This window comes from Agrobacterium tumefaciens (assembly GCA_025559845.1).
GTDB lineage: Bacteria > Pseudomonadota > Alphaproteobacteria > Rhizobiales > Rhizobiaceae > Agrobacterium.
Genome location: CP048470.1, coordinates 1,931,044 through 1,948,627 on the forward strand (window position 1 = coordinate 1,931,044; position 17,584 = coordinate 1,948,627).

16 protein-coding genes are annotated in these 17,584 nt (G+C 57.0%); 5 read left to right on the top strand and 11 right to left on the bottom strand.

Going from position 1 to position 17,584, the window contains the following annotated elements:
- The first annotated feature begins 8 nt into the window (after positions 1–8).
- The 4 genes from FY156_25215 (at position 9) to FY156_25230 (ending at position 4,920) form a co-directional block, all read left to right on the top strand.
- A complete protein-coding gene (locus tag FY156_25215) occupies positions 9–1,811 on the top strand; it encodes an amino acid ABC transporter permease/ATP-binding protein (GenBank protein UXS04750.1) in 1,803 nt (600 codons plus the stop codon).
- A 19-nt stretch (positions 1,812–1,830) separates the two neighbouring features.
- Positions 1,831–2,775 carry an ABC transporter substrate-binding protein gene (locus FY156_25220; protein UXS04751.1) on the top strand — a complete coding sequence of 315 codons (945 nt, stop codon included), beginning with the start codon at positions 1,831–1,833 and terminating at the stop codon, positions 2,773–2,775.
- A gap of 90 nt (positions 2,776–2,865) precedes the next feature.
- Entirely contained in the window at positions 2,866–3,807 is a 942-nt protein-coding gene (locus FY156_25225; GenBank protein UXS04752.1) for an ABC transporter substrate-binding protein, read from the top strand.
- Between the two features lie 39 nt (positions 3,808–3,846).
- On the top strand, positions 3,847–4,920 hold the full coding sequence (locus FY156_25230; GenBank protein UXS04753.1) for an LLM class flavin-dependent oxidoreductase: 1,074 nt from the start codon (positions 3,847–3,849) through the stop codon (positions 4,918–4,920).
- 9 nt (positions 4,921–4,929) lie between these two features.
- On the opposite strand, the gene FY156_25235 is transcribed toward FY156_25230, so the two are convergent.
- The 10 genes from FY156_25235 to FY156_25280 all read right to left on the bottom strand — a co-directional run bounded on the left by FY156_25235 (position 4,930) and on the right by FY156_25280 (position 15,399).
- The gene (locus tag FY156_25235; protein UXS04754.1) at positions 4,930–5,868 is read right to left on the bottom strand and encodes an aldo/keto reductase; all 939 of its coding nucleotides are present in this window, start codon (positions 5,866–5,868) and stop codon (positions 4,930–4,932) included.
- Positions 5,869–5,937: 69 nt separating this feature from the next.
- Positions 5,938–6,798 (bottom strand): VOC family protein, encoded by an 861-nt coding sequence (locus FY156_25240; GenBank protein ID UXS04755.1) that lies wholly within the window; start codon positions 6,796–6,798, stop codon positions 5,938–5,940.
- 11 nt (positions 6,799–6,809) lie between these two features.
- Positions 6,810–7,418, bottom strand: coding sequence for an alkylhydroperoxidase domain protein (locus tag FY156_25245; protein ID UXS04756.1), 609 nt, complete (start codon positions 7,416–7,418; stop codon positions 6,810–6,812).
- A gap of 11 nt (positions 7,419–7,429) precedes the next feature.
- The gene (locus tag FY156_25250; protein ID UXS04757.1) at positions 7,430–8,023 is read right to left on the bottom strand and encodes a CMD domain protein; all 594 of its coding nucleotides are present in this window, start codon (positions 8,021–8,023) and stop codon (positions 7,430–7,432) included.
- Between the two features lie 17 nt (positions 8,024–8,040).
- On the bottom strand, positions 8,041–9,081 hold the full coding sequence (locus FY156_25255; GenBank protein UXS04758.1) for a putative FMN-dependent luciferase-like monooxygenase: 1,041 nt from the start codon (positions 9,079–9,081) through the stop codon (positions 8,041–8,043).
- On the bottom strand, positions 9,078–10,757 hold the full coding sequence (locus FY156_25260; GenBank protein ID UXS04759.1) for an ABC transporter ATP-binding protein: 1,680 nt from the start codon (positions 10,755–10,757) through the stop codon (positions 9,078–9,080). Before FY156_25260 ends, FY156_25255 begins: the two co-directional genes overlap by 4 nt.
- A complete protein-coding gene (locus FY156_25265; GenBank protein ID UXS04760.1) occupies positions 10,754–11,635 on the bottom strand; it encodes an ABC transporter permease in 882 nt (293 codons plus the stop codon). The genes FY156_25260 and FY156_25265 overlap by 4 nt, the downstream gene beginning before the upstream one ends.
- Positions 11,632–12,576, bottom strand: a complete 945-nt coding sequence (locus FY156_25270; GenBank protein UXS04761.1) for an ABC transporter permease — start codon at positions 12,574–12,576, stop codon at positions 11,632–11,634. Before FY156_25270 ends, FY156_25265 begins: the two co-directional genes overlap by 4 nt.
- Before the next feature lie 48 nt (positions 12,577–12,624).
- Positions 12,625–14,253 (bottom strand): TIGR04028 family ABC transporter substrate-binding protein, encoded by a 1,629-nt coding sequence (locus tag FY156_25275; protein UXS04762.1) that lies wholly within the window; start codon positions 14,251–14,253, stop codon positions 12,625–12,627.
- A 246-nt stretch (positions 14,254–14,499) separates the two neighbouring features.
- Positions 14,500–15,399: a tRNA glutamyl-Q(34) synthetase GluQRS gene (locus tag FY156_25280; GenBank protein ID UXS04763.1), complete on the bottom strand. Its 900-nt coding sequence runs from the start codon at positions 15,397–15,399 to the stop codon at positions 14,500–14,502.
- A gap of 55 nt (positions 15,400–15,454) precedes the next feature.
- Between FY156_25280 and FY156_25285 the strand changes: the two genes are divergently transcribed.
- On the top strand, positions 15,455–16,099 hold the full coding sequence (locus tag FY156_25285; GenBank protein ID UXS04764.1) for a DNA-3-methyladenine glycosylase 2 family protein: 645 nt from the start codon (positions 15,455–15,457) through the stop codon (positions 16,097–16,099).
- A 3-nt stretch (positions 16,100–16,102) separates the two neighbouring features.
- Here FY156_25285 and FY156_25290 read toward each other — a convergent pair whose 3' ends face one another.
- Positions 16,103–17,521: an XRE family transcriptional regulator gene (locus FY156_25290; GenBank protein ID UXS04765.1), complete on the bottom strand. Its 1,419-nt coding sequence runs from the start codon at positions 17,519–17,521 to the stop codon at positions 16,103–16,105.
- Between the last annotated feature and the right edge of the window lie 63 nt (positions 17,522–17,584).

A 17,584-nucleotide genomic window follows, 5' to 3' on the forward strand; every position in this document is an offset into this window, starting at 1 on the left:
AGATCATAATGACGATCTCGACGGATTTTCACGAGGTGCAGGCAACGGGCCAGTCGGCAGCGGTAAAGCGGGGTGACTACTCCCATTACCGGATCGTTCCGGCGCGCTATCCCGCCCGCACAGTCGGAACGATTTTCGCTCTCCTGGTCATTGCTGCTACATTGCACTCTGTTCTGGGCAATCCGCGCTGGGGCTGGGATGTGTTCGCTGAATGGTTTTTTGCCGAACCGGTTCTGGTGGGCCTTGGCCGCACGCTTTTACTGACTGCACTCGGTGCCCTTTTCGGCTTCATTCTCGGAACGGGCCTTGCCCTTGCCCGGGTTTCACGCTCGCCGCTTCTGGTCGGCGTATCCTGGACCTATATCTGGATATTCCGATCTATCCCATTGATCGTACTGCTCCTGATCCTCAACAATCTCGGTTATCTGTATGAAACGATTACCGTTGGGGTGCCCTATACCGGTGTAAACTTTTTCAGTTGGAATACGACGCAACTGATCACTCCCTTTGCCGCTGCTGTGCTTGGTTTGACACTCAATCAAGCTGCCTTTGCATCGGAAATCATTCGTGGCGGGATCCTTTCCGTTGACCAGGGGCAATTGGAAGCGGCCTCTGCGCTCGGTTTGCCGCGTCACCGCCAGGCATCGCGGATCGTCTTGCCGCAGGCTATGCGTTCGATCCTGCCGACGGCCTTCAACGACATCATTGGTCTGGCCAAGGGTACGTCACAGGTCTACATCCTGGCATTGCCGGAGTTGTTCTACACAATCCAGATCATCTATCGCCGAAATCTGGAGGTCATCCCTCTGCTGATGGTGGCAACCGTCTGGTATCTCGTCATTCTCACAGTCCTGTCCATCGTTCAGCATTACATCGAACGGCACTATGCGCGGGGTGCGCTGCGCAACCCTCCACCGTCGATTTTCTCTGCTCTCTATCGAACGATCGTGCCTGCCAGAACAGCGGCATCCGTCACAGACGATGAGCCAGTGATCAGGACACCCGCCAAGACGACCGTCTCGGGTCCCAAGTCCAGCCCGCTTCACACACGCGGCGGCGAGGTGACGATCCACGGCGTTTCCAAAAGTTTTGGTCAGCTCAAGGTTCTGGATGACGTGTCTCTGCGTATTCCAGTTGGCAGCGTAACGACCATTCTTGGTCAGTCAGGGTCGGGTAAATCCACCTTGCTGCGCACCATCAATCACCTCGAACGCGTCGATGACGGCTTCATTGCAATCGATGGTGAACTGATTGGCTACAGGCAGGACGGCGAGACGCTCTACGAACTCAAGGAGAAGGACATTCTGAAGCGACGTGTCGAGGTCGGCATGGTGTTCCAGAATTTCAATCTTTTCCCGCATTTGACCGCCCTGGAAAATCTCGTCGAGGCACCGATCACCGTACGTGGAATTTCGCGTGAGCAGGCAGAAGCAGAAGCACGGGATCTGCTCGCTCGCGTTGGACTGGCGGAGAAGGCACATGCCTATCCCCGCCAGCTTTCCGGTGGCCAGCAGCAACGTGTGGCCATCGCCCGCGCACTCGCCCTCAAGCCCAAGGTTTTGTTGTTCGATGAGCCAACGTCGGCACTCGATCCGGAACTGGTCGGCGAAGTGCTCGACGTCATTAAGGAACTCGCCCGTTCCGGCGCGACGCTGGTGATCGTCACCCATGAAATCGGCTTTGCCCGTGAAGTCTCCGATCAGGTGGTCTTCATGGAACAAGGCCGCATCCTTGAAACCGGTACGCCGGACAAGGTCTTCAGCCGGCCGGACCATCCGCGCACGGCTGCCTTCCTCGCCAAAGTCCTCTAACAATAAGGAAACACCCAGAATGTCTTACACACAAAAACTTCTTGGCATTGCCACGGGCGGCTTCCTGTCGCTTGCAGCGCTGGCGTCCCTCTCGTCGTCCGCCCAAGCGCAAGCGCCTGATCTTTCTCCGGAGCAGAAGGATCGTATCCGCGCGGAAAAGGTGGAGGCGGCTGCCAAGCTCGTCCCTGACAATTTCAAGCTCGTCACACCGGGCAAACTGACGGTCGCATCCATTCCCGGACGACTGCCCTTTGCAGTCTATGCAAGTGACAACAAAACCCCCGTCGGAAGTGAACCGGATATCGCCCAGCTTGTTGCTGACAGTCTGGGGCTGGAGCTGGAACTGGTGCCGATTGCCTGGGCCGATTGGCCGCTTGGTGTCACATCAGGTCGTTTCGACGCTGCGATCCACAATATTACCGTGACCGAGGAGAGAAAGCAGAAATTCGATTTCTCGACGTACCGCACCGACCTTATCGGCTTTTATGTGCCGCTTAACAGCAAGGTGCAAAGCATCTCCAAACCTGAAGACGTTGCAGGCCTGAAGGTCATCGTTTCTTCCGGCACCAATCAGGAGCAGATCCTGCTGCGCTGGATCGAAGCCAACAAGGCCAAAGGACTGCCGGCAAGCGAGGTTCAATATTATGACGACGAGGCTGTTCTCGATGTTGCCTTGCAGTCGGGACGAGCCGACGCGTATCTCGGTCCGAATGCGACCTCTGCCTATAAGGCTGCACAGGAAAATAAGACCAGGCAGGTCGGGACGTTCTCCGGTGGATGGCCGGAAACGGCTGAAATCGCCGTCGCGACGAAAAAGGACTCCGGGATCGCCGAGGCGATTACCACTGCACTGAACGCGCAGATCGAAAATGGCAATTATGCCAAGGCGCTGGCTCGCTGGAACCTCTCGGCAGAGGCCATCAAGCAGTCGCGGACGAACCCACAGGGATTGCCGAAGAGCTGATGAATTCTGCCGCTGTCAAAGCGCAGGGCGAAAGGAGCGTGGGCTGTTCGCCGGCCCGTGCTCCAAATATTCTCAACCGGATTTAACAGAATGACGATCATCAGAAAAGTCGGCCGTGCAATTCGTGCCGGTCTCCTAATGTTACCGCTATTGACGGTCAGTGCCCCTGCCGCAGACGACATCTTCGATCTTTCTCCGGAGCAAAACGGACGGGTACGGGCAGAAAAGGACGAAGCTGCAATTGCCGCGATCGCAAATGAGTTCAAGTTTGTGACACCCGGCAAGTTTACCGTCGCCATATCGCCAGGGGGGCCGCCGCTCGCCACCTATGCAACCGACGCCAAGACCGTGGTCGGTGCCGATCCGGATTACGCTTTGGCCGTTGCCGACAGTCTCGGCCTTCAGCTCGAGCTCGTTCCTGTCGCTTGGGCTGACTGGCCACTTGGCCTCGCGTCGGGAAAATATGACGCAGTGATATCCAATGTCGGTGTGACCGAACTGCGCAAGGAGAAATTCGACTTCTCGACCTACAGGCAAGGCCTCCACGGCTTTTTCGTGAAGGCCGACAGCCCGATCAAGGAAATCAAGGAGCCGAAGGATGCCGCGGGGTTGCGGATTACGGTCGGCGCCAGCACCAATCAGGAGCGTATCCTGTTGAAGTGGAGCGACCAGAACGTCGCCGCGGGGCTGAAGCCTATCGAGTTGCAGTATCATGATGACGAAGCGGCGCGTGTGGTCGCGCTGCAAGCCGGCCGCGTCGACGTTATCGTCCAACCGCACGCACAGCTGGTCTACATCGCAGCGCGCGACAAGAGCATCAAGCGTGTTGGTACGCTCTCCGCCGGCTGGCCGGAAAGGTCGGACGTGGCGATTGCAACCCGCAAGGGGGCAGGTTTGGCAGACGCGCTGACGCTTTCAACCAACGACCTCATCAGGAGCGGCGCTTATGCCAAGATTCTCGATCGTTGGCAGCTTTCGGAGGAGGCCTTACCGGAATCACGCACCAATCCGCCAGGCTTGCCCAAAAGCTGAAACCCGTCCTTAACCGATAACGGCTGAAAGATCCGAGACATGGCATCACGCGCAATTGCTATCCGGCGCATTGGTTTTTTGACGCCGGGAAATTATCCGGACCACGATCCGGCATCGGGTCTGGAGGCGACCCTCAAGCTGTTTGAGGCGGGCGAAGCGCTCGGCTACGACAGTGCCTGGGTGCGCCAACGTCATCTCGAACATGGAATTTCGTCTGCGGCTGTGTTTCTGGCTGCGGCCAGCCAGCGGACCACACGGATCGAACTCGGCTCCGCCGTCATTCAGATGGGCTACGAGAGCCCTTTTCGCCTGGCAGAAGATCTCTCCATGGCAGACAGCCTGTCTGGTGGTCGGTTGAATGTTGGTGTCAGTGCTGGACCTCCCCTACATGCAGAACTCGTTGCCCCGCTGGTCTTCGATGGGGATTGGCGGAGTTTTGATTTTTCCTATGGGCGTGTCGAGCGCCTGCTCGCCAATCTTTCCGGCGAATTCATTGGAGACGGCGAGACCTATGTGGTTTCGCCCGGCAATCGCCAGCGGGCGAGGCTGCAACCATACGCGAGGGGTTTACGGGACAGGGTCTGGTATGGTGGCGGTTCTCTCAAGTCCTGCGAGTGGGCAGGAAAGGTAGGGCTAAACCTCTTGATCGGCAGCCTGACATCGGGTGATGTGTCCGACGATCTTTTTGAGGCGCAGACGATGCAACTGCAGGCATATCGGCTTGCACTTCCGGAAGGCCGGTTTCCTCGCGTTGCGGTCGGCCGTGTCATCTTGCCGACCGATAGCGCCGATCCCTCCACGCGTCGAAAATACCAATCTTACGCGGCTGGTCGTCATGAGCGCACGCTTTCGCCGCAGGGGCCGCGCCGGACGTTGTTTGGACGCGACCTTGTCGGCAGCGCGAGTGAAATAATTGAGCAGCTCCTTGCCGATCCTGTGCTCGCCGAGGCCAATGAACTTCGCCTCGAATTGCCCTACGAGTTCGCAATTGAGGAATATCTGCAGATTATCAGTGATTTTGCAGAGAAAATCGCGCCGGATCTCGGATGGACACTCTCCACCGCTGACCAGCGAGGCCAACAGAGTTCCAAGGCGCATACGTCTTTTGGATAGGCTTTGCGCTTAGAATTTCAGGATAGTGGCCTCAGTGAGGGCGTTCCAGAACGCTTCTGGAATGGTCTCGTTGAAGGCTTCAACGGTGCGGTCGACATTGACCGGCTGGGTTGTCGACCAAAGTACGGAAAGAACAGAAGGATAGCGACGACCGAACTGCAGAAGAGCCGCATTTTCCGAAATGTTGAAGTTTTCACACACGGCCTGCAACGCTTGGCGAAAACCGGTATTCGTTTCTGCAAAATACTGGCCACTGGAAAAGGGCGAGGCAGCAATGATCCCAATGCCACGGCTCTCACAGGCGTTGATGACAGGCTGAGCGAGGCTGTGATCGAGAAGAGAAAAACCGCCCGCAAACAACAGGACATCGATATCGAAACGCTCAATGAAGGCCATGGCGATTGCCGGAGTGTTTGCGCCGACCCCGACCATCCGGACATGTCCCGCTTCGCGGAGGTCGAGCAGGGCAGGCATGCCCGTTTCAAGCGCAGCCTCCAACCCTCCCGGGCAAATCGACAGGCCGTGCATGTAGGCAATATCGACAAGAGGCAAACCCAGTCTGTGAAGCGAGGTCTCGAACGAGTGCCAGATAGCGTCATGGCTGTAATCGCAAACCGGCTGGAAGTTCGCATGATAAGGGTAGTGGCGGGTCACCGCTGTGCCACGACCAAAAGGATCGAGATCGACACCGACCTTGCTTGATAGAAGATAGTCGGAGCGGTCTTTCCAGGCCAAGCCGGCGCCAAGTCGGCGCTCACAAAGTCCGCTCCCATAATAGGGAGCGGTATCGAAGTATCTGATACCTGCCTGCCAGGCTTTCTCGACGATGTTCTGCGATGTTTGGTCGCCGTCTCTGCCTGGAAGACGGCTCCAACTGCTTGAACCAAGAGAAAGCTCGGAGAACCATGCGTCGTGGCGTGGATGTTTGCGTCTTGATAGTGAGTTCATTCTCTGTCCAGGCAGTAAGGTGATCAGGGGCTGGCGACTCCTGCTCGAAGCACACCAGCAGATTGACCCTCACACGACAAATTCGATGATGGTTCCGCTGGCGTCACCTGGCGCAACAACAATGTTGCCGCCTTCTGTAACCGAATACGCGACGTCATTATCGGCCAGAACGTTTTTGACGCGTTCGATGTCCGAGACGGAGATGCGCAGCGCGAGCAGACGGTTGGTGTCGTTTTCCCGGGGTGCAAGGGATGGGTAAAGCGCTAGCGCGGTGTCTGCGTTGACGAAAAGCAAGGGGGCGGATTTTTCCCCTGTTTTGACACTGAATCCACCCTCTGCCGCAGATACGCTTCCATTGGCGTAGAACCGGGCATAGGTTTCCGCGGTCGCCTGCGGATCTTCGTGAATGCCGATGATCCCCGCAATGGAGATGGCACCATTGTCGTGCTGCTGCAATTCCTTTCGCCAGACAAGATGAGGCGTTTCATGCTGGCAAAGGAAAAAGTGTCCGAGCGGCACGCCATCAGGCTCGAAGCTCAGGGTTCTGAAACTGGCAAGCCCTTCGCCACCGCCGGGTAGGGGCAGGGGGCGGGAGAAGGCACTGACATCTCCCGTTGCCAAGCCCAGTTCGGCCAATGCCTGCTTGGCGGCATCGGCGCTCTCAGTGCGGTTGGCGATCGCCTTCAGACCTTCCCCGTCCCGCGCCAGCATTTGCCGTTGCGGAAGATTTTGATCCGTCTCCCTGACAATGCCGAGAAGTTCGAAATAGTCATCCGCAAATATGATCGTATGATTTGCCGTTCCCTTCTGCGGACTGTGGAGCCCGCGTGGAGACAGTGTAAAACCGAGTTTTCGATAGACCTCGGAACTTGCGTTCAGATCATCGACCAGCAGATAGGCATGGTCTACGCCGAGTACGGGATGGGGCATGGTCTTGGTTCTCAGGCTTGTGGTGCGGGTGTTGGTTCGCCGATCGACAGCATCAGGCGGTTTGCCCAGTTGAAGAACGCAGCGCCATGCACCACGTCGGAGATTTCCTCGTCCGACAGTCCCGCTTGCCGCAGGCGGTTGACATGGTCTTCAGCGAAAGACGGAGGCGTGGATGTCAGGGCTACGGAGGCCGCTATGATGGCATTCCAACGCTCTCCGAGATCAGCAGTGATGCCGTCGTCGAGAAGTTTCTGGATATCTGCTTCACGCTTCGAAAAGTGAGCGGCAAAACGGGCATGGACAGATGCGCAGAAGATGCAGCCATTGGAACGCGAGGCGGCGGTGGCGGCCAACTCGCGCTCGGCGCGAGGAAGACCGTCCTTCGTGTTGTAGAAAATGTCGTTGTCAGTCTTCGTCCGGGCTTCCAGAATATCCGGATCACGCACCAGAAGGGCAAAGTAGGGCGATTTGGCACGAGCGCGATCGACCAGCGCTTCGTAGTCGCGGTCTGTCAGTTCAGTTTCCTTGAGCGGCGGCAGCCATGGTGTCCAGCCAATATTGTCACGTGTAAAGGCGACAGGTGGTGTTTCGACGATCGGCTCGATGATGCTGTTGGTCATGATGATCTCCGTTAGGCGGCCAGAACCTTGAGGCCCGCGACGACGCGGATCTGGAAAGCGAGAAAAGAAACAAGCTGCGACAGGGTGACGACACCGGTAGCACTCCAGCCGGCAGACAGGAGTTTTTGCAGATGCGCCGGCTCTGCATCGCGAGGATGAAGGACGAGCAGATGTGCATGTTCGAGAGCTGCCGCCAGCCGGGGGGTGAGTGCCTTGCGTTCAACATCCGACAGATGCAGTGTTGGTCCTGCGACATCCTCCTGGCTCAACGGTCCGGACGGATAATGGCCGTAAGGACCGCTTGCCTTGATGGTATCTGCGGCCGCCTTCACCAAAGGCAACAATGTTGCACCCGTCTCTGTCTGGGAGAGCTTTCCGGCGTAGAATTCGGCAACCTTCCACTCACCATGCAAGGCGGCGACAAACGTGGCTATGGCGAAGCGTTCGGTCAGCGATACCTCGCTTTCATCTTTCGGAGAAAAGAGCGCTAGCCAGCTTCTTTGTGCATTCTCCTTGGTGATAGGTCGCCGGTTGCGCAGCGTATCGCCGCGCGAACCTGGTTTAATGCCCAGGAGATGATCGATGATGTCTATGGTTTCGGTCATGGAGTGTCTCTTTCCGTCTATTGAGCAGCGATCAGATGAGGTGTTGAGGAACGGGTCCAGCCGAGTGCCGGTGCGACTTCGGCGGCAATCAATTCGATGGAGCGAAGAATATCCGCGTGCGGAGGGTCAACCGAATGCACCTGGAAGGTAATGTCGGTCACACGTGCTAGCGCACTGTCCGCCTTCAGCGACGCGATCACGTCATCAGGCGTACCAACGTGCGTATCCAGCGCCCTCGTAAGATCTTCGATTGTGCTGCCGGGAATCTTGTGGCCGGCCGCGGCAAAACGATCGGCCACACGTCGAAGGCCGATCTCCGCGAGGTCGAGGGCGCGCCGGCGGTCATCCGCAACAAAGAGGCTGCGGGAGCCAAGAATTCGGGGAGCAGCGCTTTGCGGCAAGGACGACAAATAGGCGTCTATGATGGGGTTTTGGATGTCATCAAGCTTTGCATCGGGAAAGCCGACCGGCCGAGGCTGCGTCCGCGACAGCATCAATCCATGTCCGCTGCGACCAGCGAGCTGCGCTCCAGATGTGGAGAAGGTTGCAAGCCAGACACGGTTCAAAAGTTCAGGGACAACAGGATAGAGATGATTTTCGCCCTTGAGCGGTTTTCCCTGCCAGGCGTCATAGAGGGTTGCCAGCTTTTCCGCGTAAACTTCACCCTTCTTGTCCGGATCAATTCCAAAGGCTTCGAAGGATTCCCGCGTTCCGCCTGTCCCGAACCCGACCTCAAGCCGCCCGTTGGATAGGAGGTCCAGAACCGCCGTGTCTTCTGCGACCCGGAGAGCGTTCTCCATTGGCAGGGTAATCACGCCCGTTCCAAGTCGGATCGACGAGGTTTTAGCCGCGACATGGGCAAGAAAGACGGTGGGAGAGGGAAGGCCGCCTTCATCGGCATGGAAGTGGTGCTGTGCGATCCATGCACTGTCATAACCGTGTGTTTCGGCGTGGACGATCTGCTCCGTCGCCAACCGGTAACGTTCGCCAGCGGGTACATCATCGAGAAGGCGCGTGAAAAATCCCAGGCGTTTGCTGGTGGGTATCTGATTGGTCATGAGTGCAATCCTGCTGCGGCTGTTTGCCGGCTTGCGGCAGTCAAATGAAGCGCCTTTCCGGGGATCGCTTCGATAAGTTCGCGCGTGTAGGCGCTGGACGGATTGGAAAACACATTTTCCACTGGCCCGTAGTCCACCTGTTTGCCGTTATGAAGAACGGAGACCGTGTCGGCGATCTGCCGTACAACGGCGAGATCGTGGGACACAAAAACATAGGTCAGGCCCAGATCTCTTTGCAGTTCAGCCAGGAGATTCAGAATTTGTGCCTGAACCGTTACATCCAGAGCGGAGACGGCCTCATCGAGAATGACCACTTCTGGTTCCAGGATCAGAGCGCGAGCAATTGCCACACGCTGACGTTGCCCGCCGGATAGAGCGTGGGGAAATCTTGATAGAACATCCGCGGGAAGTCCTACCTTCTCGATGATCGCTCTGACACGGATGTCTCGCTCATCGCGCGGTATCTTATCGAAATTCAGTAGCGGCTCCTCGACAATCGCCCGAATGGTCTGACGCGGATCCAGTGACGCCCAGGGATTTTGATAGACGAGCTGGACCTTGCGTCTTAGCTGCCGCAGCGCTTCGGAACGAAGGCTCGCAATATCGATGCCGGCGATCTGCACATCGCCGCCGCTTGGCTTCTGAAAGCCGGCGATCGTTCGGATCGTCGTTGTTTTGCCCGAGCCGGATTCGCCGACAATGGCATGTGTCGTGCCGCGTGCGACGCTGAAAGAAACGCCGTCAACGGCGCGGAAATTTCTGTTTCCCGTCAGACCGAAAGTCTGGATGAGGTCCGTGACTGTAACGATTGCCGGTTGTTGCGACGGCACCGGGGAACGGCCCGGCACAGATGAGAGTGCCGGTGCGTCCGACAGAAGCTTGCGTGTGTATGCACTGCGTGGTGCTGACAGAACCTCCTTTGTCACACCCTGCTCCTGAATTCGCCCGCCCTGTAGAACCACAATCCTGTCGGAGCGATCTGCAGCGACGCCGAGATCATGTGTCACCAGCAACAGAGCCGTTCCATACTCGCGACGAAGATCGTCGATGAGGTCAAGAATGCGCTTTTGGACCGTGACATCCAGTGCTGACGTCGGTTCATCGGCGATAATGAGTGCGGGCCTGAGCGCGACAGCGATGGCGATCAGCACGCGCTGTTTCATGCCGCCGGACAACTCGTGCGGATATTGCCTTGTTCGCAATGCGGGATCAGAAAGACCGACCTGGGTCAGCAATTCGATGACGCGCTTGTCTGCTTCCCGGCGTGAGATCCGTCCATGAATACTGAGCATCTCGCGGACCTGCTCGCCGATGGTCAAGACCGGGTTGAGTGAGTTGCCCGGGTCCTGAGGTACAAGGCTCACCACCGTGCCCCGGATGTTTCTCAGCCGTTTTGCATTCCAGTGGGATATCTCTTCTCCATTGATGCGGATGGATCCGGCTTCGACGCGACCGTTATCGGCAAGCAAACCGATGACAGCCTGTGCGGTCGATGTCTTGCCGGAGCCACTTTCCCCGACCAGGGCAACGACTTCGCCAGGATTGACACTGAAAGAGACACCATGGACCACAGTCGTACGATCGGAGGGACCGGCATAAGATATCTGGAGATCCCGGACATCGAGGATGGGTGCCGCTGCTGTCGCAACGACGGTTTCAGGCACAGGAATGCTCATGGCGCCTTCTTTCCGATAGATTGGCTGATACGATTGGCGGAAAGAACGACCGCGACGACGATGAGGCCGGGCGCTGCAGTCAACCACCAGGCGGTCGCCAGGTAATTGCGCCCTTCCGCTATCAACAAGCCCCATTCGGGTGTGGGAGGGGGAGCACCGTAGCCAAGGAAACCGAGTGTCGAAATCTGCAGGATTGCCCAACCGAATTGAACGGCCGTGTAGGCGACGACTGACGTGAGGGAATTCGGCAGGATATGTCGCCAAAGGACCTTGCCAAACGTGCCGCCGCTACCGAATGCCGCCTCTACATATTCCGCGCCGCGGACCCTGATGACTTCCGAGCGCATCAGGCGCGCAAAGCCGGCGATGGCTGTGGCACCAACGGCGATCGCCGCGTTCATGGTTCCGAAGCCGAGCAGAATGATGATGCTGAGTGACAGCAGCAGCGTCGGGATCGACAGCAAGACGTCGACAAATCGCATCAGTATTTCGTCAAACAGTCCGCGAACCGATCCGGCAAGAAGGCCGAGCACTGTCCCTGCAACAAGACCGACACCCACGGCTGCTATCGCACCGGAGAGCGAGTTGACGGCACCGTAGACGATGCGGGCAAAAAGGTCGCGGCCAAGTGAATCCGTCCCGAGGAGATGGACGGCAGACGGTGCTTTCAACTGCCCGCCGGGAACCCCGAGCAACGGATCGTAAGAGGTGAACAAGCCCGGCGCGACGGTCCAGAGAAGAACGAGACCGATTACAAACCATGCAAGCGCCAGGCTGATGGGGAAACGTACCAACCTGCTGGTCAGGCTTATTTGCCCGCGACCGGTTTGATTTGCCGCTGCCTTCGGAATGACGTCGTAGTTATCGGCAGTGGTCATTTGCTGTTTCCGTTCGTGGTTCTCAGGCGCGGGTCGAGAAGTGGGTAGGCAAGATCCACAGCGAGGTTGATGGCGACGAAGGCGGCTGCCGAAATCACGACGACAGCCTGAAGAACAGAGAGGTCCTGATTGCTGACAGCTTTTTCCGTTAGTCCGCCAATGCCGTTCAGCCCAAAGACTGTTTCTGTAACAACTGCGCCGGCAAGCAACTCGCCGAACAGAACGCCGGCAATTGTGAGGGTCGGTAGCAGCGCATTTCGGGCAACGTGCTTCCAGAGCAGACGGCTTTCGCTCGCGCCCTTGGCGCGGGCCACCGATACGAATGGACGTGTGCGAATTTCGTCGATGTTGCGGATGAGGATCTGCGCGAGTGGAGCCGCGATCGGTACAGCAAGAGTGGCGACCGGCAAAGCCAGGCTTTCCCAGGGGCCAGGGTTGATGACCGAGACCAGCTTCAGCCTGAAGGAAAAGATCTGGATGAGCATGATCGCCAGCCAGAACACCGGTATCGAAATGAACAGCGCCGGTACCGACTGGATCGCATTTCGCAGCCAGGCGAAGGGCGCCATTGACGAAAGGATTGCGATCAGCACAGCCAAAAGAACCGCGGCGGCGAAACCAAGACCGGCCAGTTTCAATGTCGGCGGAAGATTGGTTGCAAGTTGTGCTGAGACGGATACTCCTGCCTGGAGAGAGTACCCGAAATCACCCTTCAGGAAGTTGGTGAGCGTACTGAAATACTGCACGAACACACTGGAATCGACCGCGTAGGATTCTCTGATCTCGCGGATCTGATCGGCGCTGAGCCCAAACTCTGGGTTCAGAAATTTGATCAGAACGGCGTCGCCAGGCATCGCCTGCAGCAGAATGAAAGACAGCGTGAATGCGGCCCAGAGTACGAGCAGCGCCTGGCCGACCCTTCCGACGACATATCTTGTCATATTGCGTCTCCGGAAAACGGGACGGCGTGAGCGCCGCCCCTGAAAGGCTTACTTGTCGAGCCAGGTGCTGTAGAAAGAAGGCCGACCGACGGCTTCGAACGCAACGCCCTTGACATAAGGGGCACCGGCGAATGCCTGTGGTTCCTCAAAAAGCGGCACCGCGTAAGCCTGCTCCAGCACATATGCCTGAGCATCTTTGACGGCGTTCAGGCGTTTCTCGCGATTGGGTTCAGAGGCAATGTCATCGAGAATGGCATTCAGCTTGTCGTCTGAGAAGGATTTTACCTTGTCGCTGGTCCCGCCCTTTTGCAGCAGCAGATTTCGGTTGGTCGGGTAATACTGGCTTTTGACCACATCCGGATCGGCGCGACCCACCATGGCCACAGCAACAGGTGTTTTTGCCGGATCGAGTTCATCGACCGTCTTGCTGCCGGCATCGCCCGCGAGCACGTTGAATTTGACGCCGATTTTCGCCCACTGCTGTGCAATCAATTGCAGCGTCGCCCGGCTCTGAGGTTGTGGCAGAGACTCGTATCCTGTCAGGACAAGCTGCTGGCCATCCTTGGCACGAATGCCATCTGGTCCGAGCTTGTAGCCTGCCTCGTCCAGGAGGGCCTTAGCCTTTTCGGGGTCGTACTGAAGCTTGTCGGTCTGCGGTACATAACCGATGGCACTCGATGCTAGGATCGAAGTGGCTTTTGGATAATTCTTTGAAAAGATCGTGGAGATGATCTCGTCGCGATTGACGGCGAGAGACAGACCCTGGCGGACACGGAGGTCGGCAACAAGCGGGTTGTCGGCGCGGAAAACAATGGAGTTGTTCACGCCGCGCGTGCCGGGGGCGTAGATATTGAAGCCTTGGGTTTCCACCTGAGGCTCATCATAGGCCTGGATCTGGCGAATATAATCGGCCTGTCCGGCAAGAAGCGCGCCGATACGAACGCTGTCTTCTCCGGTGATGATGTACTTGATACCATCGAGATAGGCGCGGCCCTGATGATCAAGCTTCGCAGGTCCCCAGTTGTAGTCCTCGCGTGCTTTGAGATCGAGCGACTTGCCAAGCGTCTCACCCGAAACAACGAAAGGACCTGAGCCGATGATCTTGGTTGCGTCGCCAAGCTGTTCAAAGGGAAGCTCAAGTGTCTTGAGCGACACGATGCCGGAGCCAATGACGGATGTACCCTGAAGGAAGCCAGGTGAGGGCTTCTTGAAATGGAACTTCACTGTCAGTGGATCGATGACTTCGCTGCGATCATAATTGTTGACGACTTCGGAGACAGGCTGTTTGAGCGCCTTGTTGCCCAGTCCGAAGGTGTCGAAGTTCTTGGCGACCGCCGCAGCGTCAAGTGGGGTACCATCAGAAAAGGTAATTCCCGGGCGTAGTTTGAATGTGTATTCCGTTGCATTATCATTGACTTGCCAGGTTTCGGCCAGCCATGGCTCAATCTCGAGCGTTTTGGGATTCTGATAGGTCAGCTTGTCGGTGATCTGGTTGAGAATACCGCCATTCGGATAAAAACCGCCGGCTGGTGGGTAGAGATTGGTGTGTGCCTGTTGCTCAAGATAGACAAGTGTTCCGCCTTTGACAGGTTGATCAGCCGCGCTGCTTTGCGATGTCAGGGCGGAGGCAGCCAGGAGGCCAAGGCTTAGGGCAATAATTTTTCGATAAGGCGTCATCGGCAAAATCCGTCGTTAATGGTTTGCCGATCCTATGAGGAAAACTGATAAATCTATCGATTTTATATTCTATTTTCCTGGCAATCTGCGGAATGTTCTTTTGTTGATTTTTCGCAATGAGGAACTGCTTTTCACGGGCGGGAAATCCCGATCAAGGGTGAGCATGTTGCCGTCTGCTGCTATCGTCGTCACGCTGTGCATCAGTCAGGTCGGCAGACGACATTCTCATCACCATCATACCGTGGATCAGTCGAGACCTATGAGACGGCGAACATCTGCAGCGGTAGCGCCTGCTGTTTTGAGTGCGGCAAGACCAGTGCTGCCTTCACTTTTCGAAAGCTTGCGTCCGTCAGTTCCCAGGATCAGCCGGTGGTGATGATAGAGTGGGGCGGGCAGATCAAGCAATTGCTGCAGCAGCCGGTGGATGGCGGTCGCAAAAAATAGGTCCATGCCTCTTACAACATGGGTAATCCCTTGCAGTGCATCGTCCAGCACAACGGAGAGGTGATAGCTCGACGGCGCATCGGAGCGAGACAGAATGATGTCGCCCCAGATCGCAGGATCAACCGCAATTTCTCCCGTTTCACCATCACCGCTTTCTCGCCAGAAGAGCGAAGCGCCCGCTGTTTCTATTGCCTTTTTCATATCCATCCGCCAGGCAAACTGTCTTCCCGACGAGAGTAGTGCGGCGCGGTCGCTCGTTGATCGCTCCCTGTCGATCGATGGATAGTGTGGCGCACCATCAGGATCGCGCGGCCAGATTTTGCCATCCTCTTCATGAGCCCTGACGAGCGCCTTCGTTTCGCCGCGACTTAAAAACGCCGGGTAGGCCAAACCTGCGTTTATCAGGTTCTCAAGTGCACGGCGATACTCGTCGAAGTGCTCGGATTGGCGGCGAACCGGCTGCTCCCAGTCAAGTCCAAGCCAATGGAGATCGTCGTAGATCGCTTCTTCGAAATCCGGTGTGCAGCGCGTCCGGTCGATATCCTCGATACGCAGCAGAAAGCGTCCCCCAGCTTCCAGAGCCATATCGTGGTTCAGGAATGCGGAGAAGGCATGTCCCAGATGCAAGGGACCGTTTGGGCTCGGTGCAAAACGATAAACAGGCTTTTGACGGGCGGGCGAAGGCATGGTTTCTTCTGCCATGTTTTGTAGCGCTTCGCCATCCGGCTTGAAATAGGCGCAGTCATGGTAGGCGTAAATGAAGATTATCAGGGGTATCGACGAGATCAGCGAAGGTCTTGATCATCTTGTGCGTCTCGATCCACATCTCCAGCCGGTTGTCGAAAAAGCCGGGTCTCTGGAACTGCGTCTTGCTGAACCAGGTTTTGCGGGTCTGGCCCATATCGTCGTGTCACAAATGGTGTCCCGTGCCAGTGCCAACGCAATATGGGGCCGGATTGTCGCGGGAACGGGTAAAGTCACTGCGGAGAACTATCTTGCTGTCTCGTCGGAGCTGCGTGCCGGTTTTGGCCTTTCAGGCGCCAAGGCGCGCACGTTGGAAGGTTTGGCCAAGGCTGTCATAACCGGGGAGATCGATCTACAGGCGGTCAGTCGGATAGAGGCACCTGACGCACTTGCACAACTGACAGCTTTACGCGGCATCGGTCCCTGGACGGCTGAAGTTTATCTGATGTTTTGCGGCGGACACCCCGATATTTTTCCGGTGGGGGATGTGGCTCTAAGAGCGGCGGTTGGACACGCGCTGGTGCTGGAGAACCGGCCGGAGGCAAAATGGCTGATGCAGCGTGCCGAGGTTTGGACGCCATGGCGATCAGTTGCGGCCCGTCTGTTCTGGGCATATTACGCCAGTGTCATGCGGCGCGATGCGATACCATTGCCTTGATCGTCAGTAGTCCACGATCTGATAGGGCAATGGGCCACGAGAACGGTGGTCGACATGCAGTTTGCGCTTCAATGGCGGCACGGCACGCTGCACGCAATCGACACGCTCGCAGACGCGACAGGACACACCAATGGGTTTGAAAGAGGAGGTGTTGGCGAGATCCAGCGTGTCGGCGTAGACGAAATTGTCCGCATGGGAAATTTCACAGCCCAGTGCGATGGCATAACGTGGTCTGTCGGCATCGAAACCGGCGCTTGCTTTCTCGATTTGTGTTGCGATGGACAGATAGCGCACCCCATCCGGTGTTTCGGCAAGCTGGCGAACGATGCGGTCAGAGCTTTCAAAGGCCTGATGGATGTTCCATAGCGGACAGGCCGCACCAAAACGGGCAAACTGCAACTTTGTCGCACTGTGTCGCTTGGTGATGTTGCCGGCCCGGTCGATCTTGGCAAAAAAGATCGGGACGCCCTTCATCCCTGGCCGCTGCAGCGTGCTTAACCGATGAGCAACCTGCTCCAGACTGGCGCCAAAACGCGCCGACAGCAGCTCCAGATCGTGACGTAGCTCTTGGGCCGCCCGGTGGAAGTGGCGGTAGGGCAAAACAAGGGCTGCGGCGAAGTAGTTGTGGAGACCGATGCGACAGATTTCTTTCGCTTCCGTTGTCCGGAAACCAGCATTCGACAAGACATTTTCGATTGCGTGACCGGCATCGAGCTGGGCGATCTGCAACGCCACCTGAAAGCTGCGCGTCGCCATAGGTGCATAAGCGTTAATCGTCAGCGTCTTTCGTTCCGGATCGAAGCGCCGGATCAGGGTGCCGGCTGCATCCGCTCTTTCAATGCGGATGGCATGGTTTTCACGCAGATGCGCGGAAAGGATGCCGTAGGTCTCGCCGCCGTCGATGTCCAACTGATATGCTAGGTTCTCGGCAAGTGTGTCGATTTCATCGACATAGTTGTCAACAAAATGAAAGAAGTCTCTGACTTCCTCGTATGGCGTGGTTTCCACCTGAGAGGCACCTCGTCCCAGGCTTTCATCCAGACGAAGCAGTTGCTCGCTGTTCTGGCGATAGGCCTGATGGGCACGCAACAATGCGTGCGCGAAACCTGGGGCGTTTTGCGCGATCAGCTTCAATTCCTGCAAGCCTGGCTCATAGTTGAGGAAGAGAGGGTCTTTCAGGGCTTCTCGGACCGCCGATACAAGGCGGTCACTCTCGCCCGCCGAAAGTTCGGTCATGTCGAGCTGAAATTTTTCCACCAAGGTAACGAGGACAGCCGCTGAAACCGGGCGCTGGTTGTTTTCGATCTGGTTTAGGTAGCTTGCCGAAATGCCGAGCCTCTCTGCAAACTGTGCCTGCGTTGTGCGGGCGTTCTCGCGCAGGCTGCGCACTTTGCGGCCAATGAAGAGTTTTTCTGTCGCCATGTTTGCAACTTTGCAAATTTTAATATTGCAAATATTTATTGCACACATACGCACACGATCAAG

Excerpts from the sequence above, each read along its gene's own strand:
- FY156_25215 (UXS04750.1), top strand. The coding sequence starts at position 9 with ATGACGATCTCGACGGATTTTCACGAGGTGCAGGCAACGGGCCAGTCG.
- FY156_25220 (UXS04751.1), top strand. The coding sequence starts at position 1,831 with ATGTCTTACACACAAAAACTTCTTGGCATTGCCACGGGCGGCTTCCTG.
- FY156_25225 (UXS04752.1), top strand. The coding sequence starts at position 2,866 with ATGACGATCATCAGAAAAGTCGGCCGTGCAATTCGTGCCGGTCTCCTA.
- FY156_25230 (UXS04753.1), top strand. The coding sequence starts at position 3,847 with ATGGCATCACGCGCAATTGCTATCCGGCGCATTGGTTTTTTGACGCCG.
- FY156_25235 (UXS04754.1), bottom strand. The coding sequence starts at position 5,868 with ATGAACTCACTATCAAGACGCAAACATCCACGCCACGACGCATGGTTC.
- FY156_25240 (UXS04755.1), bottom strand. The coding sequence starts at position 6,798 with ATGCCCCATCCCGTACTCGGCGTAGACCATGCCTATCTGCTGGTCGAT.
- FY156_25245 (UXS04756.1), bottom strand. The coding sequence starts at position 7,418 with ATGACCAACAGCATCATCGAGCCGATCGTCGAAACACCACCTGTCGCC.
- FY156_25250 (UXS04757.1), bottom strand. The coding sequence starts at position 8,023 with ATGACCGAAACCATAGACATCATCGATCATCTCCTGGGCATTAAACCA.
- FY156_25255 (UXS04758.1), bottom strand. The coding sequence starts at position 9,081 with ATGACCAATCAGATACCCACCAGCAAACGCCTGGGATTTTTCACGCGC.
- FY156_25260 (UXS04759.1), bottom strand. The coding sequence starts at position 10,757 with ATGAGCATTCCTGTGCCTGAAACCGTCGTTGCGACAGCAGCGGCACCC.
- FY156_25265 (UXS04760.1), bottom strand. The coding sequence starts at position 11,635 with ATGACCACTGCCGATAACTACGACGTCATTCCGAAGGCAGCGGCAAAT.
- FY156_25270 (UXS04761.1), bottom strand. The coding sequence starts at position 12,576 with ATGACAAGATATGTCGTCGGAAGGGTCGGCCAGGCGCTGCTCGTACTC.
- FY156_25275 (UXS04762.1), bottom strand. The coding sequence starts at position 14,253 with ATGACGCCTTATCGAAAAATTATTGCCCTAAGCCTTGGCCTCCTGGCT.
- FY156_25280 (UXS04763.1), bottom strand. The coding sequence starts at position 15,399 with ATGGCAGAAGAAACCATGCCTTCGCCCGCCCGTCAAAAGCCTGTTTAT.
- FY156_25285 (UXS04764.1), top strand. The coding sequence starts at position 15,455 with ATGAAGATTATCAGGGGTATCGACGAGATCAGCGAAGGTCTTGATCAT.
- FY156_25290 (UXS04765.1), bottom strand. The coding sequence starts at position 17,521 with ATGGCGACAGAAAAACTCTTCATTGGCCGCAAAGTGCGCAGCCTGCGC.